27 protein-coding genes and 1 tRNA gene are annotated in these 25,634 nt (G+C 67.5%); 11 read left to right on the top strand and 17 right to left on the bottom strand.

Annotated elements, in window-relative coordinates:
* Positions 1-12 precede the first annotated feature (12 nt).
* The 4 genes from VV02_RS23150 to VV02_RS23165 form a co-directional block, all read right to left on the bottom strand.
* Complete coding sequence (locus VV02_RS23150; protein ID WP_052595495.1) at positions 13-861, bottom strand: nucleotidyl transferase AbiEii/AbiGii toxin family protein; 849 nt, start codon at positions 859-861, stop codon at positions 13-15.
* Positions 858-1,421, bottom strand: a complete 564-nt coding sequence (locus VV02_RS23155) for a type IV toxin-antitoxin system AbiEi family antitoxin domain-containing protein (RefSeq protein WP_245633173.1) — start codon at positions 1,419-1,421, stop codon at positions 858-860. The genes VV02_RS23150 and VV02_RS23155 overlap by 4 nt, the downstream gene beginning before the upstream one ends.
* 642 nt (positions 1,422-2,063) lie before the next feature.
* Positions 2,064-2,837: a glycosyltransferase gene (locus tag VV02_RS23160; RefSeq protein WP_052595497.1), complete on the bottom strand. Its 774-nt coding sequence runs from the start codon at positions 2,835-2,837 to the stop codon at positions 2,064-2,066.
* A 2-nt stretch (positions 2,838-2,839) separates the two neighbouring features.
* Positions 2,840-3,652: a GntR family transcriptional regulator gene (locus VV02_RS23165; protein ID WP_052595499.1), complete on the bottom strand. Its 813-nt coding sequence runs from the start codon at positions 3,650-3,652 to the stop codon at positions 2,840-2,842.
* 124 nt (positions 3,653-3,776) lie between these two features.
* Here VV02_RS23165 and VV02_RS23170 point away from each other — a divergent pair, with 124 nt between their 5' ends.
* The 8 genes from VV02_RS23170 to VV02_RS23200 all read left to right on the top strand — a co-directional run bounded on the left by VV02_RS23170 (position 3,777) and on the right by VV02_RS23200 (position 10,217).
* Complete coding sequence (locus VV02_RS23170) at positions 3,777-4,238, top strand: hypothetical protein (RefSeq protein ID WP_052595501.1); 462 nt, start codon at positions 3,777-3,779, stop codon at positions 4,236-4,238.
* On the top strand, positions 4,238-5,758 hold the full coding sequence (locus VV02_RS23175; protein WP_052595503.1) for an ATP-binding protein: 1,521 nt from the start codon (positions 4,238-4,240) through the stop codon (positions 5,756-5,758). Before VV02_RS23170 ends, VV02_RS23175 begins: the two co-directional genes overlap by 1 nt.
* Entirely contained in the window at positions 5,755-6,255 is a 501-nt protein-coding gene (locus VV02_RS23180; RefSeq protein WP_052595505.1) for a hypothetical protein, read from the top strand. Before VV02_RS23175 ends, VV02_RS23180 begins: the two co-directional genes overlap by 4 nt.
* Before the next feature lie 393 nt (positions 6,256-6,648).
* A complete protein-coding gene (locus tag VV02_RS27480) occupies positions 6,649-7,086 on the top strand; it encodes a WhiB family transcriptional regulator (protein WP_425412299.1) in 438 nt (145 codons plus the stop codon).
* Entirely contained in the window at positions 7,083-7,382 is a 300-nt protein-coding gene (locus tag VV02_RS23190; RefSeq protein WP_052595509.1) for a WhiB family transcriptional regulator, read from the top strand. The genes VV02_RS27480 and VV02_RS23190 overlap by 4 nt, the downstream gene beginning before the upstream one ends.
* 3 nt (positions 7,383-7,385) lie before the next feature.
* Positions 7,386-8,900 carry a replication initiator gene (locus tag VV02_RS23195; protein ID WP_052595511.1) on the top strand — a complete coding sequence of 505 codons (1,515 nt, stop codon included), beginning with the start codon at positions 7,386-7,388 and terminating at the stop codon, positions 8,898-8,900.
* A 28-nt stretch (positions 8,901-8,928) separates the two neighbouring features.
* Positions 8,929-9,129 carry a helix-turn-helix transcriptional regulator gene (locus VV02_RS26175; RefSeq protein ID WP_083450381.1) on the top strand — a complete coding sequence of 67 codons (201 nt, stop codon included), beginning with the start codon at positions 8,929-8,931 and terminating at the stop codon, positions 9,127-9,129.
* Positions 9,130-9,167: 38 nt separating this feature from the next.
* Positions 9,168-10,217: a tyrosine-type recombinase/integrase gene (locus tag VV02_RS23200; RefSeq protein ID WP_245633174.1), complete on the top strand. Its 1,050-nt coding sequence runs from the start codon at positions 9,168-9,170 to the stop codon at positions 10,215-10,217.
* An 85-nt stretch (positions 10,218-10,302) separates the two neighbouring features.
* On the opposite strand, the gene VV02_RS23205 is transcribed toward VV02_RS23200, so the two are convergent.
* The 5 genes from VV02_RS23205 to VV02_RS23225 form a co-directional block, all read right to left on the bottom strand.
* A tRNA-Thr gene (locus VV02_RS23205) sits at positions 10,303-10,379 on the bottom strand.
* 294 nt (positions 10,380-10,673) lie between these two features.
* Entirely contained in the window at positions 10,674-12,248 is a 1,575-nt protein-coding gene (locus tag VV02_RS23210) for an alpha/beta hydrolase (RefSeq protein WP_342667857.1), read from the bottom strand.
* A 68-nt stretch (positions 12,249-12,316) separates the two neighbouring features.
* On the bottom strand, positions 12,317-13,471 hold the full coding sequence (locus VV02_RS23215) for a DNA polymerase III subunit delta' (protein ID WP_281177323.1): 1,155 nt from the start codon (positions 13,469-13,471) through the stop codon (positions 12,317-12,319).
* On the bottom strand, positions 13,468-14,118 hold the full coding sequence (tmk, locus tag VV02_RS23220; RefSeq protein WP_052595515.1) for a dTMP kinase: 651 nt from the start codon (positions 14,116-14,118) through the stop codon (positions 13,468-13,470). Before tmk ends, VV02_RS23215 begins: the two co-directional genes overlap by 4 nt.
* A gap of 35 nt (positions 14,119-14,153) precedes the next feature.
* Positions 14,154-14,936 (bottom strand): MerR family transcriptional regulator, encoded by a 783-nt coding sequence (locus tag VV02_RS23225; RefSeq protein ID WP_245633175.1) that lies wholly within the window; start codon positions 14,934-14,936, stop codon positions 14,154-14,156.
* A 119-nt stretch (positions 14,937-15,055) separates the two neighbouring features.
* On the opposite strand from VV02_RS23225, the gene VV02_RS23230 reads away from it, so the two are divergent.
* Both VV02_RS23230 and VV02_RS23235 read left to right on the top strand, forming a co-directional pair.
* Entirely contained in the window at positions 15,056-15,259 is a 204-nt protein-coding gene (locus VV02_RS23230; RefSeq protein WP_052595517.1) for a hypothetical protein, read from the top strand.
* Entirely contained in the window at positions 15,256-15,621 is a 366-nt protein-coding gene (locus VV02_RS23235; protein WP_052595519.1) for a type II toxin-antitoxin system death-on-curing family toxin, read from the top strand. Before VV02_RS23230 ends, VV02_RS23235 begins: the two co-directional genes overlap by 4 nt.
* Here the strand turns inward: VV02_RS23235 and VV02_RS23240 are convergent.
* The 5 genes from VV02_RS23240 to VV02_RS23260 form a co-directional block, all read right to left on the bottom strand.
* Positions 15,601-16,845, bottom strand: coding sequence for an APC family permease (locus VV02_RS23240; RefSeq protein ID WP_052595521.1), 1,245 nt, complete (start codon positions 16,843-16,845; stop codon positions 15,601-15,603). The two genes, VV02_RS23235 and VV02_RS23240, sit on opposite strands and share 21 nt — an antisense overlap.
* Positions 16,845-17,345 (bottom strand): HIT family protein, encoded by a 501-nt coding sequence (locus VV02_RS23245; RefSeq protein WP_052595523.1) that lies wholly within the window; start codon positions 17,343-17,345, stop codon positions 16,845-16,847. The genes VV02_RS23240 and VV02_RS23245 overlap by 1 nt, the downstream gene beginning before the upstream one ends.
* A gap of 74 nt (positions 17,346-17,419) precedes the next feature.
* Entirely contained in the window at positions 17,420-18,211 is a 792-nt protein-coding gene (locus tag VV02_RS23250; protein WP_052595524.1) for a class I SAM-dependent methyltransferase, read from the bottom strand.
* A 2-nt stretch (positions 18,212-18,213) separates the two neighbouring features.
* Positions 18,214-18,834, bottom strand: coding sequence for a GNAT family N-acetyltransferase (locus tag VV02_RS23255; protein ID WP_083450382.1), 621 nt, complete (start codon positions 18,832-18,834; stop codon positions 18,214-18,216).
* 27 nt (positions 18,835-18,861) lie between these two features.
* Entirely contained in the window at positions 18,862-19,746 is an 885-nt protein-coding gene (locus VV02_RS23260; protein WP_052595528.1) for a hypothetical protein, read from the bottom strand.
* 136 nt (positions 19,747-19,882) lie between these two features.
* Here VV02_RS23260 and VV02_RS23265 point away from each other — a divergent pair, with 136 nt between their 5' ends.
* A complete protein-coding gene (locus tag VV02_RS23265) occupies positions 19,883-21,247 on the top strand; it encodes a serine hydrolase domain-containing protein (RefSeq protein ID WP_052595530.1) in 1,365 nt (454 codons plus the stop codon).
* A gap of 58 nt (positions 21,248-21,305) precedes the next feature.
* On the opposite strand, the gene VV02_RS23270 is transcribed toward VV02_RS23265, so the two are convergent.
* The 3 genes from VV02_RS23270 to topA form a co-directional block, all read right to left on the bottom strand.
* Entirely contained in the window at positions 21,306-21,989 is a 684-nt protein-coding gene (locus tag VV02_RS23270) for a hypothetical protein (RefSeq protein ID WP_052595532.1), read from the bottom strand.
* 126 nt (positions 21,990-22,115) lie between these two features.
* Complete coding sequence (locus VV02_RS23275; RefSeq protein ID WP_052595534.1) at positions 22,116-22,682, bottom strand: thioredoxin-like domain-containing protein; 567 nt, start codon at positions 22,680-22,682, stop codon at positions 22,116-22,118.
* 24 nt (positions 22,683-22,706) lie between these two features.
* On the bottom strand, positions 22,707-25,514 hold the full coding sequence (topA, locus tag VV02_RS23280) for a type I DNA topoisomerase (RefSeq protein WP_052595535.1): 2,808 nt from the start codon (positions 25,512-25,514) through the stop codon (positions 22,707-22,709).
* Positions 25,515-25,634: the final 120 nt, after the last annotated feature.

Below are 25,634 nucleotides of genomic sequence, written 5' to 3' on the forward strand. Positions count from 1 at the left end.
GATGACCGCGGGTCAGCCCTGTTCGAACACCGGGTCGAGCACAGCAGCGACCTTGGCCAACTGGGCGTCAAGGTCTGGTTCGCTGATGTCCTCGACGCGTTCCTTGCGTCTCCACGCTGCCCACTTGACCTGGCCGATCGCGCCGTACCCGACAACGACTGGCGTGATGGGGCGGAGTGCGACCTTGCGGTAGCGGGCGACGGCGGTCGCTGATTCGAGGAGAAGGTTCTCGTCAACACCGTGTTTCTCGGCGAGCTGCACGATATCGACGTAGTCACGCCACCTAGTGCTGGCGACCCCTCGCTCCAGGATGGTCACACCCTTCTCAGCGACACTGGTCTCGGGCGCGTACCCCAGCATCTCGATGTCGTCACCGAGGACGCGGGGAACCCTCACTCGTCGCGGCAGCGGGACAATAGGGTCTCCCGCCGAGACGTCCCAAGCCACGACGACCTTCTGGGGCCCGATGTAGCAGCTGATCCGCATCCGCATCCCGGCATACTCGGCGTCGTCGCGAATCTCGTGGACGCTGATCGTGTTCACGTCGAATCGGACGCCATCTCCCAAGTCGAGGGCCGCAATGTCCCGGACGACCTCGACGATGTGGCCCGAGGTCACGGGCCTGCCGATCGCTTCGGCGTCCACGTCCTTGGTCGGACGCCGAACCCCGTAGACAGCGAGAAGGATTCCGCCCTTCAACACGAAGTCGTCCTTGTACTCGGTCCGGCTCAGCCGGTCGAGGAACGACTCGAGGGCATGACGGGTGAGGTACTCGGCGGTTGGCGTGGGCGTACCGGTCCTGGCTCCGTCCGACCGCGCCTTGTTCTGGATCTGCCGAAAGATCGCGCCGCCTTCGATCATGTGAGTACCTCCAGCGCCTGGAGAAGTGGGCCCCTGGCTCTCGGGAGCCGGGTGGCGATGGCCATGAGTGCGGCTGGCTTGCCACCGCGTCGCAGCCATTCACGCAGAGCATCCCTACCGAGCTCGTACCCGAGGTCGCCGCGGAGTCGGAACGCGTCAGCGATGCACCGTTCGGGCGAGTAGATGCCGATATCGAGCTCCGAGCCGGGAATCGAGATGGCGGAGCGACCGAGGCCGAACGTCTCCTTGGCGAACAGGTGCCAGCTGATTGCGGTCTCTGTGGCGGGAATGCGGGACCCGCGCGGGATGGCGATATCGAGGGCGTTCGGGATCGCGTCGGTGAGATCGTGGTGGGCCAGCGCCGACGCCAGGCAGATGGTCGCATCGGGACGGCGCGTCGCCGCCTCGATCCAGTCCCAGTCTGCGGCCGACGCATCGGCGGGTCGGTAGATGCCGCGTGCGATCCGCTCGTACTTCCCGGACTGAGCCGCGCGGTAGAGGCCGCTCCGCGACATGCCCAGGTCCCGCGCCTGCCTCGGGCGCAGCGTCCCCATCTTCATAGGCTCAGCTCCTCCTGACTCAAATCGTATGCAGATAACTATACCTGTATACGTTTTGACTCAGCCGGACCCGGACACTCCGCTGGGCGTCCCGCGCTCTGACACACAGAAACGCCCCCGACCGGAGTCGGGGGCGTCTTGGTGGAGCCGCCTATCGGAATCGAACCGATGACCTATTCATTACGAGGGCTCACCTGGTGACGAAAGTGACTGTGCTGCAAGGTGATTCGTGGTGATCTCGTTGCACGGAATGATCGGCCATGACCATCCGGGGGGCGCGGGGGGTGCGCGCTTTGGCAGCGTGGGCAGAGAGAGCCACCGAACCGATAGCGGAGCATAAGAGCATGACGGATGCCCGGGTCAAGGGTGGCGTAGCCATCGCGTAGCGACACTGCCCTTGATGCGGGTTGGAGTCGTGCGGATGATCCGGCGTCGGGTCGGCGGCTCGGATGGGTGAGGACGTCTCGGTCAGGTGACCGGGGCGTTTTTGCTTCGAGCGCAGCGAGTTCGGAACACGAGCGCAGCGAGTCCTCTAATGGCGGAGCCCCGGCTTGTTGACCGTGAGCGCAGCGAGCCCCCTGGCTTTTGGCGGCGAAGCCGCGCGGCGCCGCAGGCGCCGCCTTGAGTCAGTAGAGAAACTCCTCACGAGACCTCGGCAGCGGTCGGCACTGTTGCGGGCGTCCAGCGCCATCCGAGCGCTCTCAGAGTGTCGGCCTGGGCGAGCATCACGTCGCGGGCTGGTCCACCGTCTGACGCGGCGTTCACGTCCTTGTCGGCGGTCGTCTGCTTGGGCCACTTGCGGTAGAGGATCGATGCCTCGGGCTGCATCCATCCGGGCGCTACGGCTTCAAGCGCGATGAGTAGGGCGACGTCCTCGGATATCGGCATGGCAGGCCACCCGCCGACTGCTCGAACGAGGGCAGTGTGAGCCGTGACCGTTGTGCCGATGACGGGCACGAGACCGGCCTTCTCGCCGTCGTACATGACCCGATCGGGAAGTCGTCCCGTGTTGGGGTCGCGCGGTCCCGCGACAACGCTGCCGTCAGGGAAGAGGTCGAGCGCTGGCGAGACAACCCAACCGACAGGCTCGGTCTCCAAGACGCTGATGTCCCGTGCGAGGGCACCGGGCGTCAGCATGTCGTCTGCGTCAAGGGCACGGGTGTACTTCCCGGTGACTCGGCTCATGGCAAGGGTCCGGGCTGCTGCGGCTCGTGCGTGAGGTCCGGTGCCGAACGTGACTCGTGGGTCATCGGTCGGTAGGTGTCGGGCCGGTCGGCCAGTCTCGCCATCCTCCTGGACGATCCACTCCCAGGACCAACCGTCCGGCATCTCCTGGGCCGCGATGCTGTCGTAGAGGTCGGCCAGGTAGTCGTCGATGTCCGCGAGGACGGCGGTCACGAGTGAGATGCGAGGCATGGTCAGTGCTCCCAGGGTGTGAGGTCGGTGACGTATTCGAGTCGTGATCTGTCGGCGGGGTAGTTGACCTGACCGCTGAGCACGGTTCGTCCTTCGGTGTCGATCATCTGCCCGTCTACAACCAGCATCGGCTCACTTGGTGCCATGCCCCACGCGCTGAGTTCGACTGTGGTTGCAGCTCTTGCGGTGATGGTGGCTACCGAGCGCGCTATCTCGATGCCAACCGTGCTCAGTTGGTGCTGGGTGCCACCTGGCCACGGCTCGGTGCTCTGGTCGAGCAAGTCGGGATTGCTCTCAATGAGATCGACAGGGATCGATGAGACCGACCAGGCGAGTAGTCGCCCGTCGCTGTGACGTCGGGTCTCGTACTCGCGGCGGAGTAGTTCGGTGCCTTCCGTAAAGGGCTCGTCCGGTCCGGCCTGTGTGCGGGTGTAGGCGGCTGAGAAATCGGTGTCCTTGTCGCGGATGCTCACGCCGGTCGTGGCTTCGAGCGCTCCACGTGCACGCCGGGTCCGCTCCGGCGCACGCACGAGGGCCTTCTCCTCGTCAAGCGTCACGTTTGAGTAGGTGATCGGTGTTGGCCGCTCCCGGACGGTTGGCCGTGCCCCGTTGCGCGTGGTGATGAGGGCCTGTGCGGTCAGCAGCCTGATCGCATCTCGGGCTGACGACTGCGACACGCCGTACTGCTCGCAGAGTTCGGCCAGAGAGGGCAGTACGTCACCCGGCCGTAGTTCATGCCGCTCGATCTGCATGCGGAGATCGTCGGCGATCGCGAGGTACCGGGGCCCGCTGACGGGCGTGCGCTGAGGGCTCATGCAGAAAACCTTATGACCTTGTGGACAAGGGGTCCATGACGCTGTAACGTGCGAGACGCAACCTTGTACACAAGGTCGCAAGGTCACAAGGTCTGTGGCCGCAACCAAACCCAGGAGACAAGTCATGGCTATTCAGCGTCGTATCTCGGTTCAGCACTCGGACGTCTTCCCGATGGATGCCGTCCTCAAGCCGTCGAAGGATGGGGTCGTCACGCCGGTGATCGACTTCAACGCGGAGAAGCGTGCGGATGGCTCTCGTGCGCAGCAGGTGGACAAGGAGACGGGTCTGCTGGTGTGGCAGGTCACGGTGATCGACCTGGACGTTGAGGCGGGCAAGAAGGACACCGCTCTCACGGTCAAGTTCCTCGCCCCTCAGCAGCCGATCCCGCCGTCGAACAAGTCCGGGCTGCCTTGGATTCCAGTGGAGTTCGTCGGTCTGAGCGCGCTGCCGTACGTGGATGACAACGGCAGTCGTCCGCGTATCGCGTGGTCGTACCGCGCAGAGGGCATGGTCGAGCCGGGTGCGGCTGCTGGTGGTCGTGGCTCGGCTGCGAGCAAGGCGGCTGACAACAAGGACGCGGCCTGATGTTCGGCATCGACATGGAGACTCCGCCTCCCTGGCGGGCGATGCTGCTGGTCGCAGCGGTCATCGTGGTCGGGTTCCTCGCGTACTGGGTTGCCATCTCGGTGGCCCGGTACGTGCAGGCTCCGTCCCAGGTGCGTCGCGCCAAGCGCGTGGCTCTCGTGGCTCGTGCCCGTTGGCACGCGGTCGCACAGAACACGAATCTGGCGCTGGTGGACCAGTCCCGGCGCGGTAAGACCGACATCCACGGCAAGCCGATCAAGCCGCGTGTCCGGGTGCCTCGTGCACGGTTCTACGCCACGGACTACGGGCTGCTGGTGGTCGCTCGCACGATGCCGAAGGTCGGCCTTGCGGAGTATGAGAAGGCTGCCCCGTGGCTGGCTGATGCCTGGCGCTGCCGCACCGTGGAGGTCACTCAGGACAACCCGAAGTCTGTCGAGCTGCGCGGGTTGATGGGTGAGCCGTTGTCGGTGTCCCGCCCGGCGACGTTCGATCTCGGCTCGGACTGGTCGCTGCCGCTGGGCCGTAACCCGTGGGGTCAAGACCGGTACATCGCGCTCAAGAACCTGTCAGGCATCAAGGTCGCTGGGCTGCCCGGCTACGGCAAGTCGATGCTGATGCTCGACTGGTACGCCACGCTGGCGACCTCGCCTGCGGTGCAGTTCGCGGTGTTCGATGGCAAGACCGCTGACGCCCGCTACGGCGATTGGGGACAGGTCGCTGACCGCGCGATGTTCGTGGTCGGTGATGACCCCGTGGAGGCCAACCGTCGTCTGCGGGACCTGGTCCGGCTGATCAAGACTCGCCCGGCCGCGTTGATGGCTGAGCGCGAGACACACCGGTTCTGGACGGCTGGTCCCACGGTGGCCAACCCGTTGGTGCTGGTGCTGATGGATGAGTGCCACAACTACATCGACTCATCTGGCCTGCGTGGTGAAGAGAAGGCGCTGATCGACTCAAACCAGCGGTTGATGCGCACGGTCGCCAAGGAGGGTCGCGCGCTCGGTGTCATCCCGGTTGCTGGCACGCAGAAGCAGACAGCGGACGCGATCCCGACTGCTGTGCGCGACAACCTCGAAGTGGGGGTGTGCTTCGCGGTCGCCACGCTCGAGGGAGCCTCGGCTGCTCTCGGCTCGCACATCCGTGAGGACGAGGCCAACCACCCAACCCGGTTGCGCGACAAGGAGAAGCACGTCGGCACGTGCGTCGTGACCGGTGTGCCCGGCGTGCTCGGCTTCGACCGGGTGCGCGTTGACCACGTGGACGAGCAGGCCCTCATCGCGGCCATCGCGGCCACGGTCGGGCTCCGCCGCGACGTCATCCCGTCAGACGTCCAGGACACGCCCGTCCAGGACGTCCAGGACGCTCCTGCGGCGCCTGAGACCGTGCAGGACGCTCCGGTGGTCTCGGTGGCTGCTCGGGTCAGTCAGGCCCGCCAGGAGCCGACAGAGGCCGATCTGTCGAAGATGACCGCTGCTCAGGCTGCGGCGTTCATCCGTGAGCAACAGGAGCGTGCGGCATGACCACGTTCCAGGAGTTGGCGAACTGGTCGCCGGCCGACGTGATGGCCCTCGGTGTTGACGGTGCGACGGTCGCAGCGAATGAGGAACGGCACCGGCGTGCCCTGGCGATCCTGGCCGAGTACGACCCGGACCCGGAGGACTTCGACGTCAACCCGCTACTGGCGTTGCTGATCAGCCACCGTGGCGACCTTCGAGCTGCGGCGGATGACCCCGCCCTGATCGAGCACCTGCGTTCCTACATCGGCGTTGACCCGCTGCTGGTCCAGGTGTGGCAGGACCTCGAACGCATCGCCGTCGACTCCCAGGCTCGCCCGGTGTGCGGCGGTCTGGGGGACCTGATCACCGCTGAGGTCAACGCGGTGCGTGCTCGGGCTGGGCTGTCGCTGCTGACGTCCCGGCAGGTGGCTGCCCGTCGGCTGCGAGACGTGATCCGCGAGGTCACCGCTGCGCTGGACGTCGACCGGGGCCGCTCTGACGACTCGATGGGACAGGGGTGAGCGGCCATGACTGCACACGGCATCGGTTCCGGTGGCCTCGATGATCTGGACGACCTCTCAGCGCACTGGTTGGGCCTTCCCAATGCTGACCAGGACCGGCAGGCAGGTCAGTCGGTCGAACGGGTTGCGGCTGCTGCGACGCAGGAGCAAGCAGACGCCCTAAACAACCCTCCTTCGTCTCAGATCAAGACCCAAGCCTTCACCGACTCCCCGGCTCCCGCGACTGAGCAGGATCGGGCACGGGCTACCTGGGCTGCTCGGGTCGCAGCATCACGTGAGCAACAGCGGTCCAAGGTCGACGGGCAGACCATCGCCACGACACGACCTGGCTCGATCGCTGCGGCCTGGCGTGCCCGTGCCGACAGTCCACCCGCACCGGCTGGCCAACGCTGGATGGACGGCGCTGCCTGCACGACGCGCCCGGACCTGCCCTGGACCGACGACGCTGCCGACGTCTCGCCCTGGGACGCGCTGTCCATCCGAGAGACCTGCGCGACGTGTCCGGTCCGCCTGGCCTGCGCTGCTCACGCGTACGCCCGTGGTGTGACTGGTGGTTGGTGGGCTGGTGCCGATCGCGACCCTGACGCCGCCTCGGTGCCAGAGCCGACCTGGGACCCGCCACGTAAGGACGCACCCGCTGGTGTCGAACAGGGCTGTCTGCCGCTCGACCTCACCAGACGCCAGAGCAAATCAGTCAAACCCGGCCGCAAGCGTGGACCACGGACCAAAGCCGCGGCGTCCACTTCGGCGGCAGGACAAGACGCCCGGCCCGTCGAGCCTGAACGCCAGTTTGCTGTTCTCCCAACGACATTCGGAGGTGACGCGGCATGACCACCGACGAGACGATCGCGGACTTCCCCGAACTGCCGCAGATCGTGGCCGACAACGCCTCGTGCAAGACCCGCGACCCTGACCTGTGGTTCCCGGTGCGCCGTGTGCGCCGTGAGTTGGTGGTCCAGTACGCCGCGACGATCTGCGCTGGCTGCCCTGTGCTGGATGAGTGCCGCGAGTGGGCCATCAACGCACCGGACCAGTACGGCATCTGGGGTGGGCTGGACAGGATCGAGCTGCGCCGCCGCCGCGCTGCTCGTGCTGGCGGTGCTGGCATCGAAGACGTGGCGTCCTGAGCGATGAGCACGTTCCACGGTCACGGCGAGGATGCCCCGCTGCACGTCCCCGGCCTGGACTCCCCACAGGTCCAGGCTGGGCTCGCTTCGCGGCTCGCTGACGGCTCGTTCGCCGCGTTCGAGCAGACCGCCGCGTCCGTGGGCTACTGCTCCAACCCGATCCGGCTCGTGGGCTCCTCGACCACGGTGGACACCAAGACCGGTGAGGTCGTCGGCTCGTTCAGCAGTGAGGATGCCCCACTCGGTGCGCTCTACCGGCGTTGCGGCAACCGCCGTGACCACGTGTGCCCCTCGTGCTCACGGCTGTACGCCCGCGACACCTTCGAACTGATCCGCGCTGGCGTCCAAGGCGGCAAACAGGTCCCCACCGATGTTGCTGACAACCCGTTGGTGTTCCTGACGCTCACGGCCCCGTCGTTCGGGCACGTGCACGGCGCGCGCGTCCACGGCGGACCGTGCCGTCCTCGTCGTCGTGATGACCGCACCCGCTGCGTCCACGGCCGCCCGATGTGGTGCCACGCCCGCCACGAGACCACCGATGACGAGGTCGGTGCTCCGCTGTGCTCGGAGTGCTACCGATACGACGCCCACGTGATCTGGCAGTGGTGGTCACCCGAACTGTGGCGACGCCTGACCATCGAGGTCCGGCGCGCACTGGCGTCCCGGCTCGGTGTCGCTGAGTCCCGCCTGGCCGACGTCGCCTCGGTGCAGTACGCCAAGGTGGCTGAGTATCAGGCACGCGGTGTCATCCACTTCCACGCGCTGATCCGCCTCGATGGCCCCGCCTCGGCTGGTGTCGGCTCACCCGCACCCGCGAGCCTGGACGGCAACGACCTCGCGCAGCTGCTGCGTGACGCGGTCGCACGAGTGGCGTACACCGCTCCCGCCGCACGGAACAACGACGACACGACGTATCGGCTCACGTTCGGTCGTCAGGTCGACGCGCGCACCGTCCGCGCTGGGTCCCGCACGGATGCACCCGATGGTCCGCTCACGCCCGGCCAGGTCGCGGGCTACCTGGCGAAGTACGCCACCAAAGACGCCACCGCTGCCGCTGGCACCGACCGTCGCAGCACGCCGCACCTGCGCCGGATCAAGGACGTCTGCCGGGACCTGCACGCACACGCCCGCGACCGCGAAACGTACTGTCGCGCAACGAATCCCGACCACGTCGACCCCTACCGTCTGCTCGGCAAGTGGGCTCACGCGCTCGGCTTCCGTGGGCACTTCTCGACCAAGTCACGCCGCTACTCGATCACCCTCGGTGCTCTGCGTCGTGCTCGCGTCCGCTGGCAGGCCATCGCGGCTGAGTCCCGCCGTACCGGCGACCCGATCGACACCGCAGACCTTGAGGCCCGCCTGCTCGCCGCTGACGACGAAGAGACCACCCTCGTGGTCGGTGAGTGGGCCTACGCCGGAACCGGCTGGGAAACACCCGGTGATGCCGCCCTCGCGAACGCTGCCGCTGCTCGTGCACGCGAGTACGACCAGTGGAAGGCAGACCACAAGTCCGCATGAAACCGACTGAGAGACAAGGGGATTGGCGATGAGTAACGAATCGAACGTGGCAGGCTTCCCGCGTCTGCTGACGACAGAACAGGTCGCACAGGCGTTGCAGGTCTCGCCCTCGACGCTGTGCCGTTGGCGGCAGTCTGGGCGCGGACCTCGGGCGACGTGGCTGACTCCGAGTTGCCCGCGATACCGCCAGGACGACGTAGACGCCTGGTTGATGGCGGCTGCGGCATGAGCGTGCGTAAGACACCGAGTGGTCGGTGGCGTGGGGTCGTGAAGATCGGGCGCGTCAATGTGGCCAGCAAGACGTTCGACACACAGCGCGAGGCCGTGTCCTGGGTCAACCGGGAGCGTGCTGCCATTGCCGGTGGCGTGGACCCTCGGGCCGGTAAAGCCACCGTTCGCTCGCTCCTGCCGCAGTGGTTCGAGGTGCGGGCGCTATCGGTGGCCGATACGACGTACAAGACGGATCAGAGGCTGCTGAAGGCCCTGCCGACGTGGCTGGCTGCTCGGGCCGTGAACTCGGTCACCGATCGGGAGGTGCAACGGGCGTTGGTCGCCTACACCAAGGCTGGGCGTGCGCAGTCCTCGGTCACGCGGTATCGGGCGGCGCTGTCGTCGTTCTTCGCGTGGTGCGTTCGAGAGCGTCTGATCGCAACGAATCCGGTTGCTGCTACACGGGTGCCAAGGCAGTCGGCTCCCCGCGTCGCGATGCGTCCGTTCGCTGAGTCGGAACTGGAGGCTGTCGCAGCGTCTATCGAGAAGCGCGACGAGAGGCTTGCTCGGATCGTGCTGGTGGCAGGTTGGACCGGTCTGCGGTGGTCTGAGCTGCGGGCGATCCGGGTTCGCGCATTCGTCCAGGTGCCGTTACCGCTGCTGCTGGTCGACCGGGCTCACCCTGAGGGTGTGGACGTCAAGACCACCAAGTCGGGCCGGGTACGCCGTGTGCCGATCGCGGATCGGGTGCTGCCGCTCGTGAAGGAGTTCGCCAAGGGCAAGGAGGGTGATGACCTGCTGTTCACGACCTCGCGTGGCCACCAGTTGCACGTCACGCCGTTCAAGCGTTCGACCGACTGGAAGAACACCGGCTTGGGGCACCGGGTGTACGACCTGCGGCACACGGCGGCGTGCCTGTGGCTGGCTCGTGGCGTTGATCCGGCGACCGTCCAGGCGTGGATGGGGCACTCTTCGATCGCGGTCACGAACCTCTACATCCAGCACCTGGGCTCGTCTGCCGATCGGGCTGCACTGGACCTTCTGAACGGGCCGGGGGGCGCGGGGGGTGCGCGCAAGGGCGCACAGGATGAGGAGATGGGGTCATGACCGGCGGTGTTCTGAGCGCAGCGTGGATGTGGTCACACGCTTCTGACCAGCACAAACGCCCCCGACCGGAGTCGAGGGCGTGTGGTGGAGCCGCCTATCGGAATCGAACCGATGACCTATTCATTACGAGTGAATCGCTCTGGCCGACTGAGCTAAGGCGGCACGCGTCCGCAGGATCCCCGCGAACGCGGCACGAGTATACGCACGGCCGCGGGTCACCCCGAAATCGGTCCGAGGTCGCCTCGCTGGTCGAGTAGGCGAGCCCCAGGGCGAGCCGTATCGAGACCCCGTGCCCGCGGTCGCCGGGTCTCGATACGGCTCCGCTGGCGCTCCGCCTACTCGACCAGCGTGGGCGGCTGGCGCTCCGCCTACTCGACCAGCGTGGGCGGGCAGGCGCTCCGCCTACTCGACCAGCGTGGGCGGGCAGGCGCTCCGCCTACTCGACCAGCGGTGGGGTCAGCACTTGAGGGACTTGCCGGGGTCCTTGCCGTCCAGGAGGTAGGCGTCGACGGCGTTGTCCACGCAGGAGTTGGAGCGGCGGTACGCCGTGTGGCCGTCACCGTCGTAGGAGATCAGCCGGCCGTTCTGCAGCATCGCGGCCAGCCGCTGGGACCACTCGTACGGCGTGGCCGGATCGCGCGTCGTGCCGATCACCAGGATCGGGCCAGAGCCGGCCGCAGTGATCTTCTTGGGGGCGCCCGTCGCCTTCACGGGCCAGGTGCCGCAGATCGCCGTCCCCCAGGCCAGCATCGGTCCCCAGGTCGGCGCGGTCTTGGAGAAGTCCGCCTGATCCTTCTCGTAGCTCGCAGGGTCCGAATTTCCTTGGCGGTCAAGGCAGTTCACCGCATTGATGACCTGCATGATGTTGCCGGAGTACGAACCACCGGAGCCGCGCTCGGCGTAGCTGTTGGCGAGCTTCATCAACCCGTTGCCGTCGCCACCGAACGCGCTCTTGAACGCCTGCGTCAGCGTGCCCCAGCTGCCCTGGTCGTACATCGCGGCGGCGATACCCATCGACGCCCAGCCCTCGGTGAGCTGCTTGACCTGCTCGTCGTCGGTGACCGGGATCGGCTTGGCATCGACCTGCTTGAGGAAGTCGCGGATCTTCTGCTCACCAGCCTGCTGGGTCGACCCGAGCGGGCACCCACCGCCGGCGACGCAGTCCTTCACGTAGGACTTGGTCGCGCGCTCGAAACCCTCTGCCTGACCCTTGTTCATCTCGGTGTTGGTCAGGTCGGGCGACACCACACCATCGAGCACGAATTTGCCCACGCGAGAAGGGAACTGGTCGGCGTACGTCGAACCGAGGAACGTGCCGTACGACTTGCCCAGGTAGTCGAGCTTGGGCTCACCGAGCGCCGCCCGGAGCACGTCCATGTCCTTGACGGCGTCCGACGTCGACACGTGCGACAGCAGCGGGCCGGCCTTGGTCTTGCAGGCATCGCCGAAGCCCTTCGTGCTCTTCATGAACGACCCCTCCTCGGCCTTGTCGTCCGGTGAGGGGTCCGAGCCGAGGAAGGTGTCGAGCTGCTTGTCGTCGAGGCAGGTGATCGGCGCGGACCGCTGGACACCGCGCGGATCGAAGCCGACGACGTCGTACGACTTGTGCACCTTGGAGCTGACCACGAAGTCGGCAGCCGCCGCGTAGTCGACGCCGGACCCGCCCGGGCCACCAGGGTTGACGACGAGCGAACCCTTCTTGTCACCGGTCGCCGCGGACTTCAGGACCGCGACCTCGATCGAGCCGCCGGCCGGCTTGGTGTAGTCGATCGGGACCTTGAGACCGGCGCACTTGTTGTCGCCCTCGCAGTCCTGCCAGTTCAGCTTTTGGTTGTAGAACTGCGCCAGCGCCGGGCTCGGAGGGGTGTTGGGCGCCGCGGACGGCCCACCCGTGGCACCGGCGGAGCTGCTCGAGGGCGCACCCTTGACCTCGGCGTCGCCGGTGCAGCCGGCCAGCACCGTGGCCAGGCCGATCATGCCGATGGCGGCCACGCGGCCGTACGAGGCCGTGCGGGTCGTCGTCGATGTCACCTGTCGTCTCGCTTCCGTGGGGTGCAGGTCCGCGGTAGACGCTAACCGACCCACCTGGACGAATGAGGTCAGCGAGGGAGGCGCAGCGAGATCGCCATCGCTTCGAGCGCCAGCAGCGGCGGCACGTTGGCCTCGATCCGCTCGCGGGCGGTGCCGATCGCGTCCATCGCGCCCAGCAGCTGCTCGGCACTGAGCATCTGAGCCAGCGAGCCGACCTGCTCAGCCAGGTCAGCATTGACCAGCTCGACGTCAGAGCCCGACCGGGTGATCAGCGCATCGCGGTAGATCGACAGCAGATCAATCAGCGACCGGTCGATGACATCGCGTCCGAAGCGGGTGGCGCGCGTCTTCTGCTCCTTCTCGAGAGCAGCGACCTGCGACCGGATGTGCGGTGGCTGCGTGCGTGCCTCGGGGTCGGCGCCGAGCTGCTCGAGCAGCCGCGCCTTCTCCGCCCCATCGCGCTCCGCCGAGCTGGACGACTGCTCCTGGGTGGCGATCGAGGCGAGGTCGGCGGCCGCCTCCATGGCGTCGCCCAGCGACCGGATCCGGCCGGCGAGGAGCACCGTGTCGCGGCGCCGGGTGCGCGCTCCTTCGTCACGGGCCAGCCGGCGCGCCAGACCGACGTGGGACTGAGCCGCGCGGGCGGCGTACGACGCCATGGCCGGCTCGATCCCGTCTCGCCGGGTCAGCAGGTCGGCCACCGCTGCCACGGGAGGAGTGCGGAGCCGGACGTGACGCGACCGGCTGCGGATCGTGATGATGACGTCCTCGACGGACGGTGCGCACAGCAGCCAGACCGTACGCGCAACGGGCTCCTCAAGGGCCTTCAGCAAGGCATCGGCGGCCCGCTCGGTCAGCCGGTCGGCGTCCTCGACGAGGATGACCCGCCAGGCGCCGACGGACGGACGGTGCTGCGCGAGCTGGGCGAGCTCACGCGCGTCCTTGACCTGGATGGACAGCCCTTGGGTGGCCAGGACGGTGACGTCCGCGTGGGTGCCGTCCAGCGCGGTGCGGCACTCGTGGCACGTCCCGCAACCGCCATCGGGGCACAGCAGAGCAGCAGCGAAAGCCCTTGCCGCAGTAGATCGTCCGGACCCAGGCGGTCCCGTGAGCAGCCATGCGTGGGTCATCTGCGCTGGATCGGTCACAGCGCCCTGCAGCATCTCGACCGCGTGCTCCTGGCCGATGACGTCGTCCCAGACACCTGGGCGGACCGTGATCACTGACGACCTCTTCCCAGCGCCTCGTCGACGCGATCCCGGACGATCTCGGCGATCTCGGACAAGGGCAGTGCGGCATCGACCACGAGATAGCGATGCGCCTCGGCCGCTGCCAGAGCGAGGAAGTGCTGGCGGACCCGCTCGTGGAAGTCGTCGGTCTCGCGCTCAAGGCGGTCGTGCACCTCACCGCGACGCTCCCGCCCGGTCTCCGGCGTCACGTCGAGCATCACCGTCAGGTGAGGGCGCAGCTCCTCGGTGCCCCACAGCGAAAGACGTTGCACCTCTTGAGGATCCAGGTCGCGGCCCGCACCCTGATAAGCGATCGAGGAGTCCATGTAGCGGTCCTGCAGGACGACCGCGCCACGCTGGAGCGCGGGCCGCACGAGCGTCGCCACGTGGTGTGCACGGTCGGCCGCGAACAGCAGCGCCTCCGCTCGCGGCGCCACATGGTCGCCGTGCAGCACCAGTGCGCGGATCTGCTGCCCGAGCGGAGTGCCCCCTGGCTCACGGGTCACGACGACCTCGCGGTCCTGGGTGAGCACCCACTCGCGCAGCTGCTCGATCTGAGTCGTCTTGCCCGCGCCGTCACCACCCTCGAACGCGATGAAGACACCGAGCTCGTCCGAGCCGGGGATGGGAGAGGCGGGCATGCCGCCGAGCCTAGGGCAGTCGTACGACGTCGGTTCTACAACTCCTGCCGCTCAGAGTTGGCGTAGATCGCGTCGCGCACCCACAGCGCGAATCCGGGGGCGTCGAACGAGCCGTCGTACGCCTCCGTATAGCGCGGGTCGGCGATGTACATGTCGCCGAGGTTGCGGTGGAACTGCGGTGACACGTCGTAGAACCAGCGGGTGATGTGCAGCCGATGCGCCTCGACTCCGTCCATCGCCTCCGCGCTGTCCGCAATGACGCCGTCCTTGAACAACTGGGCCAGCTGTCCCTGGATCTGGTCCGCCTCGGCCTTGATGGTGAGCCAGTCGGCCTTGGTGTAACTCTTGGTTCGGCGCTTGGACTCCTTGAACGCGTCGCTCTCACCCCAGCGCTCCCGCGCCTCCTCCTGGTAGTCCTCGTAGCTGTCGCCGAACAGCTGCTTCATGTCATCGGTCGTCATCGGTTGATCTGCCATGGTCTTCTCCAGTGCGTTGTCGATGGCTGCGACGAGACCTTCCATCTCGTCGAGCCTGGCCATGACCGCTTCACGCTGACGACGCAGATGCGTTGCCACGTCACCGGATTCGAGCAACGTCGCGATCTCGTCCAGAGGCATCTCGAGCCTTCGGTAGACCACGATGTGCTGCAGCCGGGTCAGGTCCTCCTCGGTATAGAGGCGGTATCCGGCCGACGACCGCTCGCTCGGCACGAGCAGTCCGATCTGGTCGTAGTGGTGCAGCGTGCGGACCGTGACGCCGAAGGTCTCGGCCACCTGTCCCACTGTGAGCATCTGCATCAGCTGCGTTCCCTCGGTCATGTGATCAACCGTCCAGGCTGACGTCACGTCAGGGTCAAGCCCGTTACACGACGGTTCTACGCACTTTCCTTCGAGGCCAGGCTAGGTGAGCGGGCTCCGGGGCAATAGCATCCGGGTTCATGGCGATGAACGTACGGCTGACCTCCGAGGCGGACACGGTGCTGTCGGCCATGGCCGAGCAGCAAGGCATCAGCAAGAACGAAGCAATCAATCGAGCGATCCTCGAACAAGGCAGCCGATCCGCCCACCGCGAGGACGTACGTCGCCTCGCACGGCAGACCGCCGAGGACTACGGCCGCCTCCTCAGCCGCCTCGCACGGTGACCCGCTACCTGACGACCGAGGACCTCTTCGACATCGCTGTCGAGCTCGGCAGCGACGTCGAGGTCCGTGACCTCGGCTTGCTCGACGGCGCTGCACATCGGCCTGCCGCAACGGTTTTCGGCGACGACACTTATCCCGATATCCATCTCAAGGCGGCCGTGCTGCTCGAGTCGATCGTGCGCGGGCAGCCGCTCACTGACGGCAACGAGCGCCTCAGCTGGGCCAGCACCGTGGTCTTCCTCGCCCTCAACGGGATCGTCGTGACCGCCCCGCACGACGACGCCTACGACTTGGTCATCGCCGTCGCCCAGGGCCTGCGCAGCCCGGAGGACGTCGCCGCCTTACTCCGCGACTGGTGCTGATCGCCTGAGCACCCGGTAGCCGACGCCGACTGCCAGCACCAACAGCCCCACCACGACGGAGCGCCACGGCAGCGTGGCGACGAGGCTGACGCAGCCCACCAGCCCCATGAGCTGGAGCGCCCTGGGCCACCGACGGTGCGCGCCGTCCTGGCTGTACGCCGCAGCGTTGGCGACGGCGTAGTAGAGCAGCACGCCGAACGACGAAAACCCAATAGCACCGCGGAGATCCGCGACCAGCACGAGCACGCAGACGACCGCGCCCACCGCGATCTCGGCGTGATGAGGGATCCGGTACGTCGGATGCACGGCAGCCATCCACCTCGGCAGATCTCCCTCCCGAGCCATCGCAAGCGTCGTACGACCGATGCCGGCGACGAGGGCGAGCAACGCACCGATCGCGGCCAAGGTGCCGGCGACGCGAACCACCGGCTCAGCCCATGGCCAGCCAGCTCCAGCAGCCTCCGCCAGTGGTGCCGCTGTGTGAGCCAGCCGATCCGGGCCAAGGACCGACAGGACGCTCACCGCGACCACGGCATAGAGCACCACAGCGACACTCAGGGCGGTGACGATCGCGCGCGGGATCGTACGCGTCGGATCGCGCACCTCCTCACCCATCGTGGCGATCCGGGCATAGCCCGCGAACGCGAAGAACAGCAGGCCACCTGACTGCCAGATCCCATAGATACCAACGCCATCCGTCGACCAGGCTCGATCAACGTCAGCCTGGCCACCGGCCACACAAGCGACCACGAGGACGACCAGCAGGATGAGCACGACGGCCACGATCGCGCGCGTCGCCAAGGCAGTCCGCGTGACACCGCGCAGATTCACCGCGGTGATGACCAGGACCACGCAGGCCGCCACCGGGCGTTGCCAGCCGGACGGGACGGCGTACGCCGCAGCGGTCATCGCCATCGCAGCACAGCTGGCCGTCTTGCCGATCACGAAGCACCAGCCCGCGAGATAGCCCCACCAGTCGCCGAGTCGTTGACGCCCGTAGACGTAGGTGCCACCGGACGAGGGGTACTGCGCCGCGAGCTGGCCCGAGGACGTCGCGTTGCAGAACGCCACGAAGGCGGCGAGCGTGAGGCCGAGGAGCAGCCCGGAGCCGGCCGCCTCGGCCGCTGGTGTGAATGCGGCGAAGAGCCCCGCGCCGATCATCGAGCCGAGTCCGATGACCACGGCGTCGGAGAGTCCGAGCCGACGCGCGAGGGTCGTGCTCATCAGATGGCCATGGTCGAGCTGATCTCGGCTCCGACAGCGTCGATCTCGGCACGCGACAGGGGCGGCATCGTGTCCTCCCAGACCGGCAGCATGTGGCCCATCATGTCGAGCCGGCCGATCGGTCGCGGCATGAACCACACGTGGAAGTGGGCGCCGCCGTCGCCCCATCGGTAGAGGTACACGCGGGCTACGCCGTCGAGGCTCATCAGCGCTCGATCGACGCGGGCGCAGACGGGACCAAAGCTCGCCTGATGCTCAGGCGGTAGGTCCGCGAACGAGTCGACGTGCACCGTGCTGGCGAGCCAGACCGCGCCCCGCAGGCTGGTCTGCCCAGGACTGTGCAGGCGCCACTGCTCGTCCGACCAGAGGGTCTGGGCTCGGTCCGACCACTCGCACGCGCCGCAGACGTCGCCGCCCGGCTCACCTCGCCGCGGCGGCTCGGGGACGACGAGCTCGCACGGCTCGCGCACGGTCAGGGGTTCGGCGTACGGCAGTGACATGACTGGACCTCCAGTGAAGGAATGTTGGGTTCAGCGTCGTCCGTACGCCGGTGGCGCCACTTGATCGATCTTGCTCAGCAGCGACGAGGGTCGGCTTCCGTCGAGGCCCGTCGTGCGACGGCGAGGAACCGCCCCGACTGATCGTCGAACGAGCGCGCCATGGTGGTGATGTCCTCTCGCAGGCGCTGTGCGTCGCGGCGTCCCTCTAGCGCGAGGTCGTCCACTCGTTCGAGGAGGAGGCGCGCCGTCGTCTCCTGCCGCGCACGCCAGTCAGGCGTCTCGTCGTACCGCTCGACCGTCAGCCCGGCACTCTCGAGGACGGGACGATGGTCCTCGACCTGCGGCGGTCGACCCGCCGGTTGGCGGGCGTAGTCCCACGACGTGAGGACGAGACAACCACCCGGCCTCAGGACCCGCGCGATCTCGGCAGCCGCGAGCGCCTTGTCCTGAGCAAAGAGCAGCGCATCGATGCTGACGACCGCGTCGACCGAGTTGCTCTGCAGGGGAATCGCCTCGAACGAACCAGCCAGGCAAGCCGTACGACGATGTGCGGTCTCCGCACGACCCTTCGCGAGGTGCAGTGCCGTCGTGTCGGCGTCGACCGCGACGAGGTCGGCGCCCACAGACGCGCTGAGCCACAGGCCGGGACCGCCTGACCCGCAACCGAGGTCAGCGACTCGGCCAACACCTTCATGCAGCAGCACGCCTCGTATCTGCTCCAGCTCGGTGCGACTGGTCCAGCTGTAGACGTCGAGACCATCGGGATACTCCGGCCCCATGGCTTCGCGCCAGACCTGCTCCGTGACCGCCGAGCGCGGCGACCACACGGCTCCACCGACGGGCGCCAGCCACGCAGCGTCCGTCATGCTCATCCGTTCGGCTGCCACTCGTCGCGCAGGATCGCCAGGTGGAGGTCGTCCCACCAACGCCCGTCCTTGCCGAGCACGGCCTGCACCGACCGCCCCTCCACGCGCATCCCCAGTCGCTCGAGCAGACGGCGTGAGGGCTCGTTGTCGGCGAACACGTCGGCCGTCACCCGCCGTAGGTCGAGGGTCCCAAAGGCTATGTCCAGCAACGCTTTTCCGACCTCGCCGCCCCAACCTCGGCCGTGAAAGTCCTGGTGCAGGCTGTAGCCGACCACACCCTCCCACTCGGCGGTCTCGGCCCCGACGGTCCGGGCCGGCCGGAACCCGATCATCGCGTCACCGCGGACGGCTCCGTCGCTCCGATCCACGACTGCCAGTGCGACCATCGGGTGATCGGCGTCCGGCTGCATCCGGCTCAGACTGCTGGCGATCCGCTCCTGGACATCGTCACGACTCATCGCGCCACGACCCGTGTAGTGCTGCACGCTCGGATCTGAGCGATAGGTCAGTAGTGCATCGACGTCATCGGCGGCAATCGGCCTGAGGAGCAGCCGTGGAGTGCGAATCGGCCACTCGACCGACCGTACGCTCGGAGACGCCTGACCGAGGACCATGCGGCTCATGCTGCCACGCGGGTGAGGACCACTCCGTCAGAATGCGGGCGCGGTCCGCGCGAAGATGCCGAGGGCGTCGTACGCGATCCACGAACCCTGGTCCTTCACGATCTCGAGGATGTTTTCGCCAGCCACGAAAAGGCCTCTGCGCAAAGAACGTTCGATGTACGCCGGTCCCGCACCGTGGCCAGGCACGTCCCCACCCGCCGGGGTCTCCGGTGGCTCGACCTCGTCGGCGAAGATGAGCGGGTCCAGACGCCTGCCGTTGACCAGCAGACCGGCCGCGCCCGCGCGAACCGGGTGGCGATCGGTGAGCCAGAGGGCGAGGTCGAGGTCGTCTTCGGGCTGCTCGTCCAGCCAGAACCGCAGGCGGAAGCGGTGACCGCGCCGGCCGGCCCAGGCGTCGTCAGGTCCGGGCTGCAGATAGCTCCAGGACGTGTCAGCACGATCGCGGCCGTGGGTGAAGTCGACATCGGCGGGGAACACCGACTGATAGCGCACGAATCCCGACGGGGACAGCGCGAGCTCAAGGCCCTGCCCGTTGAACGAGCCAACGGTGGCGACGGGATGTCCCGTGACGGTGACCGACGTCCTCGAGGTGGCCTCGACGGCATCGCTCGCGGCCTGAACGGCGCCGGCCCGGTCCAGCGCCTGCACGAGGTACTCCCAGCGCTCACCTTGAGGCGCAAGCCCGTGGTGCAGGAACAGTGGCTCGCGCACGGTGGCGAGCAGATGGTCCTCGGACGGCCGAAGCCTGGGCGCCGGTGACTTGTGGACCCGCTGCCCGTGCACAGTGAAGGAGGCAGCATCGAAGCTGCCGGGCTGCTGCCAGGTGAGGCTGATCCGGCGTACGTCCCCCGACGCACGGGCGGGCAGCAGAGCAGATGCCCGCGGGGCACGATGGGGCGGCGCGAGAGCCATCGCCGATTCCCCTCCTGTGCCGATACCTGTACGTGTGGTTGTTCGTACTCTCGCTGTCCAATGTGGCCGTGATGCGACCTCTCGGTGTCTTGAGAGTGACCTTTGCCACGGATCGAGACCACGTAAGTTCGGTGTCATGAGCCAGGACAACCCCGCCATCAGCCCCGAAATCGACCGCGAGCTCACGCGACTCGCGACGAAGCGCCAGGTCGAGGGCCGTGTGCCCGGCCTCCTGTCAGCAGTCGCGAGGGACGGAAAACTGTTGTGGTCAAAGGGAATTGGCGCAGCAGAACTCAGTCAGCCGGATGTTGCTCCCGGTGTGGACACGCACTTCCAGGTCGCGTCCAACACCAAGACCTTCACCGCCGTGATGGTCATGCAGCTGCGCGACGAGGGACGCCTGACGCTGGACGACACGGTCGACCAGCACATCTCCGAGACCACTCATCCGCAGGTCACCATCCGCCAGCTGCTGGCGCACACGACAGGCATGCAGCGAGAGCCCGTGGGGGACGTTTGGGACACTCTGGACTTCCCGGACCGCGAGGGCCTGGTGGACGGCTGGAACCAGGCCGAGCGCATCATGCGCCCCCACACCCACTGGCACTACAGCAATCTCGGCTACTCCATCCTCGGCGAGATCATCGCGCGGCTCGACGGCCGGGAGTGGGGCGACAGCCTGCAGGCCCGGCTCCTCGACCCTCTCGGCCTCGCACGCACCGGGCTCAAGCCGACCGGCCAGGTGTCCGGCACGTACTTCGTGCCGCCGTTCACCGACGTACCGGTCGAGGAGCCGCGCCTCGGCAAGGGCGCGACGGCGCCCGCCGGCGGCATCTGGAGCACCGCCTCGGACATGGCGGCCTGGCACGGCTTCCTCGCCGCACCGGATTCGCAGGTGCTCAGCCCTGACACCATCGAGGAGATGTGCCAGCCGCAGATCGTCGCTGACACGACCGGCTGGACGCTGGGCTGGGGTCTTGGCCTGGAGATCGCCCGGGTCAACGGTCGTACGTGGGTGGGCCACACCGGCGGCCTGCCCGGCGCGATCACCGGCATGTTCACCGAGCGCGCGTCGGCCACGACCGGTCTGTCCTTCATGAACGCCACCAACGCCCCCGATCCGCGCGCTGTCGCGGTCGACGCCGCCGACTACGTCCGGGAGCACGCGCCCGCTCCCCTGACGACCTGGAGCCCCGGCACGTCGCAGCCCGCCGAGCTCGTGCCGCTGATCGGCCGGTGGTACTCCGAGGGCACGGGATTCACGTTCGTCATCAAGGAGGGTCACCTCGAGGCACGCATCGACGGCCTGCCCGCCGTCCGTCCGTCGTCGGTGTTCGAACGCGTCGCGGATGACGTCTACCGCACGGTCGCCGGCCGGGAGAAGGGTGAGCTCCTGCAGGTACGCCGTCACTCCGATGGCTCCGTACGCCAGCTGAACTGGGCGACGTACCGCTTCACCCGTGAGCCGCTCACGTTCGGCGACACCGTCCCCCAGCACTGATCGGGACAGCGAAAAGGCCCGGATCCCAACGGGATCCGGGCCTTTGCGTTGGTCTGGACTACTTGCTCCAGGTCACGTCGATCGTGCCGCCGGGAGCGAAGACCACGTCGGTGATGGTGTCGCCGGTGATCTGGTAGGGCTCGCAGCCCTGGCCGGTCTGGCCGACCGCGAGGGCCTTGTCCTCGTTTTCACACGCCTTGTCCGCGTCACCGGAGAGGATGAGCTTCTTGCCCTCCTGGCCGGGCGCGAGCTTCGGGGTGAACATGAAGCTGTTGACGTCGCTGGCGTCGAAGCTGCTGCCCGACGCCTTGCCGATGTTGGTGACCTCGTAGCGCAGGTAGTAAACCTTGCCGTTGGCCTTGTTGAGGTTGGCCGCGGCGTAGACCGAGTCGGGTGCGATCTCGAGCGACTTGGCGGTCAGCTTGTAGGAGTCGTCGGAGGACTCGTCGCCCTCACGGACCACGGCGGGCTGGCCGAACTTCAGCTTGGTGCCCTTAGTGGCGACCTGACCGTCGCCGGAGCCGGCAGAGCCGCCGTCCGTGGCGGTCGAGTCGGAGCCCGTGGACTCATCGGTGGGTGCAGCGGTCTCGGAGCCAGCGGGGGCTCCGGTGCTGGAAGCGGTGGATCCGCCGTTGGTCGTGCCGGCGGCGGGCGCCTCGTCCTGGCAGGCGCTCAGACCGAAGGCTCCGGCGAGCGCGAGGGCGACGACAGCCGCGCGAGCGGCGCGGGTGGGGTGGGACATGAGTTGGTGCTCCTAATGCGGTGAGCCGTTGCTGGGTCGGGTGTGCGACGGCGTACGCCATCGCGGGGTTCCATGTGTCCGCAGGGCTCAGGGAGCCACCGGCGAGCGGGGAACCGCAGTTCGGAGTTATACGACGGCCGAACCGCCTTCCGGATCGTAGCCGCCCGAGCATGGCGCACCGCGCTCCGGCGTCTGCGGACCTTGCAGGAAGTCTTTGACGAACGCCGCGACATGGGGGTCGCGCACGTCCTGCACCTCGAGCTGCTTGCCCCACGCGGTGAGTACGACGGGGGTCTCCTGGTCGGCGTACGGCGACATGAGCATGTAGGGCTGACGAGCCAGCGTGCGAAGCACACCGAGGTCGGCTTGGCTCAGGACATTGGGTTTGTAGGTGATCCAGACGACGCCGTGCTCCAAGGAGTGCACGGCGTTCTCGTTGGGGATCGGTTTGTCGTAGATCCCGCAGTTGATCCAGAGCGGGTTGTGGTTGCCGCCGACCGGCGGACTCTGCGGATAGTGCACCGTGCCGCTCGTGTGATTGCGGCTGGGCACGGGATAGGTCTTGACGACGCTCGCTGCGCGAGGCGGAAGCGTCGCCGAGGGAGCCTCCTGCTGGCAGGCGCTCAGCGCGAGAACGCCTGCTACAGCAGCAGATACGGCCGTTGCACGACGTGCGCGAACGACGTACATCATCTGGCTCCCCCCGGAGTTCGGTCCTCAGGCCTTCTTGGCCGGCGTCTTCTTGGCGGTCTTCTTCGCAGTCTTCTTGGCGGTTTTCTTCGCGGCCTTCTTGACCGGACGCTTGCGCGTGGTCGGACCCTTGGCCCGCTTCTCAGCGAGCAGCTCGAAGCCGCGCTCGGGCGTGATCGACTCGGGGTCGTCGTCCTTGCGCAGCGTGGCGTTGGACTCACCGTCGGTGACGTAGGGGCCGAAGCGCCCGTCCTTGACCACGACCGGCTTGCCGGACACCGGGTCGTTGCCCAGCTCCTTCAGCGGCGGCGTGGCCGCACGGCCACGCTGCTTGGGCTGGGAGTAGATCTGCAGTGCCTCTTCGAGGGTGATGTCGAACAGCTGCTGCTCGGTCTGCAGCGATCGGGAGTCGGTGCCCTTCTTGAGGTAGGGACCGTAGCGGCCGTTCTGCGCCGTGATCTCGATCGGCTTCTCGACCTCGTTGCCCTCGTCGTCCTTGACGATCTCGGTGCTCATGCCGACGACGCGCGGCAGGCTCAGCAGCTTGAGCGCGGTGTCGAGGTCGATCGAGGCCAGGTCCATGTCCTTGAACAGGCTGGCGGTCCGGGGCTTGGCCTTGACGACCTTCTTGGCGCGCTTGGGCTTCTCGCCCTCGACCGGGGCCGGTGGTGGCGGGTCCTCCGGCAGCACCTCGGTCACGTAAGGGCCGTAGCGGCCGGCCTTGGCGACGATGTCGCGGCCCGTCGCGGGCTCCTGGCCGAGCACGCGACCGTCGTCGTCGGCGGCCTCGAGCAGCTCACGAGCCATGGCCGGCGTCATCTCGTCGGGCGCGATGTCGTCGTTGATGGTCGCGCGACGCGGTGTCGTCTTGGCGGCCGCGACCTCGTCGGTGACCTCACCAGTGGCCGGGTCCACGCCCTGCGGCACGGTGTCCTCGACGTACGGACCGTAACGACCCACGCGTACGACGATGCCGTCGCCGATCTCGATCGTGGAGATCCCGCGGGCATCGATGTCGCCCAGGTGGTCGACCAGGTGACGCAGACCCTCGGCCGTCGTCGCCTCGTTGCCGAAGTAGAAGCGGCTCAGCCAGGCCACGCGGTCGTCGCTGCCGGCCGCGATGTCGTCGAGGCCCTCCTCCATCGATGCGGTGAACTCGTAGTCGACCAGCGTCGGGAAGTGCTCCTCGAGCAGGCGAGTGACGGCGAAGGCCAGCCAGGTCGGGACGAGAGCGTTGCCTCGGGTGCCGACGTAGCCGCGGTCCTGGATCGTGCCGACCGTGGCGGCGTAGGTCGACGGTCGGCCAATCCCCTTCTCCTCCATGGCTTTCACGAGGGTCGCCTCGGTGTAGCGCGGGGGCGGGCTGGTCGTGTGGCCGTCGGCTTCGGCGCGCAGCACCTCGAGGCCCAGGCCCTCGGCCATCTTGGGCAGGCGACGCTCCTGGTCGGCGTCATCGCTGTTGCGGGTGGCGTCGCGGCCCTCTTCGTAGGCGGCCAGGAATCCGCGGAAGGTGATGACCGTGCCGCTCGCGGAGAACTCGGCCGTCTTGGCAAAACCGCTCGACTCGACCGGGACGCTCAGCTTGACCGTCGCCGTCGACCCGCGGGCGTCGGCCATCTGGGAGGCGACGGTGCGCTTCCAGATCAGCTCGTAGAGCGCGAACTCGTCACCGCGCAGCTCACCGGCGACCTGGGCGGGCGTACGGAAACGGTCGCCGGACGGGCGTACCGCCTCGTGCGCCTCCTGAGCGTTCTTGGACTTCTTCTCGTAGCGGCGCGGGCTGTCCGGGACGTACTCGGCGCCGTAGAGATCCCGCGCCTGCTGGCGGGCTGCGGTGAGAGCCGACTCCGACAGCGTCGTGGAGTCGGTACGCATGTAGGTGATGTAGCCGTTCTCGTAGAGCCGCTGAGCCACGCGCATGGCGTTCTTGGAGGACAGACGCAGCTTGCGGCTGGCCTCCTGCTGCAGCGTCGACGTCGTGAACGGTGCGGACGGCCTACGGGTGTAAGGCTTTTCCTGGACCGAAGAGACCGTGGCGCGCGACTGCGCGACCGACTCGGCGAGCGTGGTGGCTCGCGACTGGTCCAGGTGGACGAGCTCGGCGCTCTTGAGCTGACCGCGGTCGTCGAAGTCGCGACCGATCGCGACGCGCTTGCCATCGACGCCGGAAAGCCTTGCGGCGAAAGCCTGTCCGGCCGACTCGGGACGGAACTCACCCTCGACGTCCCAGTAGGAGGCCGCGACGAACGCCATGCGCTCACGCTCGCGCTCGACCACCATGCGGGTGGCCACGGACTGCACACGACCGGCCGACAGGCGAGGGCGGATCTTGCGCCACAGGACCGGGCTGATCTCGTAGCCGTAGAGGCGATCGAGGATGCGGCGGGTCTCCTGGGCATTGACGAGACGGTCGTCCAGGTCGCGAGTGCTGTTGGCAGCGCGCTGAATTGCTTCCTTGGTGATCTCGTGGAACACCATGCGCTTGACCGGGACCTTGGGCTTGAGAACCTCGAGCAGGTGCCACGCGATGGCCTCGCCCTCGCGGTCCTCATCCGTTGCGAGGTAGAGCTCGTCGGAGTCCTTGAGGAGGCGCTTGAGCTCCGAGACCTTCTTCTTCTTGTCGGCGTCCACGACGTAGTAGGCGTCAAAGCCGTTGTCGACGTCGACCGCGAACTTGCCGTAGGGACCCTTCTTCATGTCCGCGGGCATCTCGGACGGGGTCGGGAGGTCTCGGATGTGGCCGACGCTGGCATCCACGACGTAGTCGGAGCCGAGGTACTCGCCGATCTTCTTGGCCTTGGCCGGAGACTCGACGATGACAAGTTTGCGAGGCACGAATGATGCTCCTGTTCTGGTCTGGCACGTGCAGCGGATTCGTCGCTGCTCCGACGTGAGACCGCTAAGACCATAAGGCCTGGCTGAGCCGTTCCCATGCCGAGGCTCGCTAGTTGACGT

This window comes from Luteipulveratus mongoliensis (assembly GCF_001190945.1).
In the GTDB taxonomy this organism is placed as follows: domain Bacteria; phylum Actinomycetota; class Actinomycetes; order Actinomycetales; family Dermatophilaceae; genus Luteipulveratus; species Luteipulveratus mongoliensis.

What these genes read in the sequence shown, in the direction of transcription:
- VV02_RS23180 (WP_052595505.1), top strand. Translation starts at nt 5,755, where the DNA reads ATGACCACGTTCCAGGAGTTGGCGAACTGGTCGCCGGCCGACGTGATG.
- VV02_RS23195 (WP_052595511.1), top strand. Translation starts at nt 7,386, where the DNA reads ATGAGCACGTTCCACGGTCACGGCGAGGATGCCCCGCTGCACGTCCCC.
- VV02_RS23250 (WP_052595524.1), bottom strand. Translation starts at nt 18,211, where the DNA reads ATGACGGACGCTGCGTGGCTGGCGCCCGTCGGTGGAGCCGTGTGGTCG.
- VV02_RS23225 (WP_245633175.1), bottom strand. Translation starts at nt 14,936, where the DNA reads ATGACCGAGGGAACGCAGCTGATGCAGATGCTCACAGTGGGACAGGTG.
- VV02_RS23170 (WP_052595501.1), top strand. Translation starts at nt 3,777, where the DNA reads ATGGCTATTCAGCGTCGTATCTCGGTTCAGCACTCGGACGTCTTCCCG.
- VV02_RS23230 (WP_052595517.1), top strand. Translation starts at nt 15,056, where the DNA reads ATGGCGATGAACGTACGGCTGACCTCCGAGGCGGACACGGTGCTGTCG.
- VV02_RS23190 (WP_052595509.1), top strand. Translation starts at nt 7,083, where the DNA reads ATGACCACCGACGAGACGATCGCGGACTTCCCCGAACTGCCGCAGATC.
- VV02_RS23245 (WP_052595523.1), bottom strand. Translation starts at nt 17,345, where the DNA reads ATGTCACTGCCGTACGCCGAACCCCTGACCGTGCGCGAGCCGTGCGAG.
- VV02_RS27480 (WP_425412299.1), top strand. Translation starts at nt 6,649, where the DNA reads ATGGACGGCGCTGCCTGCACGACGCGCCCGGACCTGCCCTGGACCGAC.
- VV02_RS23260 (WP_052595528.1), bottom strand. Translation starts at nt 19,746, where the DNA reads ATGGCTCTCGCGCCGCCCCATCGTGCCCCGCGGGCATCTGCTCTGCTG.
- VV02_RS23240 (WP_052595521.1), bottom strand. Translation starts at nt 16,845, where the DNA reads ATGAGCACGACCCTCGCGCGTCGGCTCGGACTCTCCGACGCCGTGGTC.
- VV02_RS23165 (WP_052595499.1), bottom strand. Translation starts at nt 3,652, where the DNA reads ATGAGCCCTCAGCGCACGCCCGTCAGCGGGCCCCGGTACCTCGCGATC.
- VV02_RS23160 (WP_052595497.1), bottom strand. Translation starts at nt 2,837, where the DNA reads ATGCCTCGCATCTCACTCGTGACCGCCGTCCTCGCGGACATCGACGAC.
- VV02_RS23255 (WP_083450382.1), bottom strand. Translation starts at nt 18,834, where the DNA reads ATGAGCCGCATGGTCCTCGGTCAGGCGTCTCCGAGCGTACGGTCGGTC.
- VV02_RS23150 (WP_052595495.1), bottom strand. Translation starts at nt 861, where the DNA reads ATGATCGAAGGCGGCGCGATCTTTCGGCAGATCCAGAACAAGGCGCGG.
- VV02_RS23265 (WP_052595530.1), top strand. Translation starts at nt 19,883, where the DNA reads ATGAGCCAGGACAACCCCGCCATCAGCCCCGAAATCGACCGCGAGCTC.
- VV02_RS26175 (WP_083450381.1), top strand. Translation starts at nt 8,929, where the DNA reads ATGAGTAACGAATCGAACGTGGCAGGCTTCCCGCGTCTGCTGACGACA.
- VV02_RS23270 (WP_052595532.1), bottom strand. Translation starts at nt 21,989, where the DNA reads ATGTCCCACCCCACCCGCGCCGCTCGCGCGGCTGTCGTCGCCCTCGCG.
- VV02_RS23275 (WP_052595534.1), bottom strand. Translation starts at nt 22,682, where the DNA reads ATGATGTACGTCGTTCGCGCACGTCGTGCAACGGCCGTATCTGCTGCT.
- tmk (WP_052595515.1), bottom strand. Translation starts at nt 14,118, where the DNA reads ATGCCCGCCTCTCCCATCCCCGGCTCGGACGAGCTCGGTGTCTTCATC.
- VV02_RS23155 (WP_245633173.1), bottom strand. Translation starts at nt 1,421, where the DNA reads ATGAAGATGGGGACGCTGCGCCCGAGGCAGGCGCGGGACCTGGGCATG.
- VV02_RS23175 (WP_052595503.1), top strand. Translation starts at nt 4,238, where the DNA reads ATGTTCGGCATCGACATGGAGACTCCGCCTCCCTGGCGGGCGATGCTG.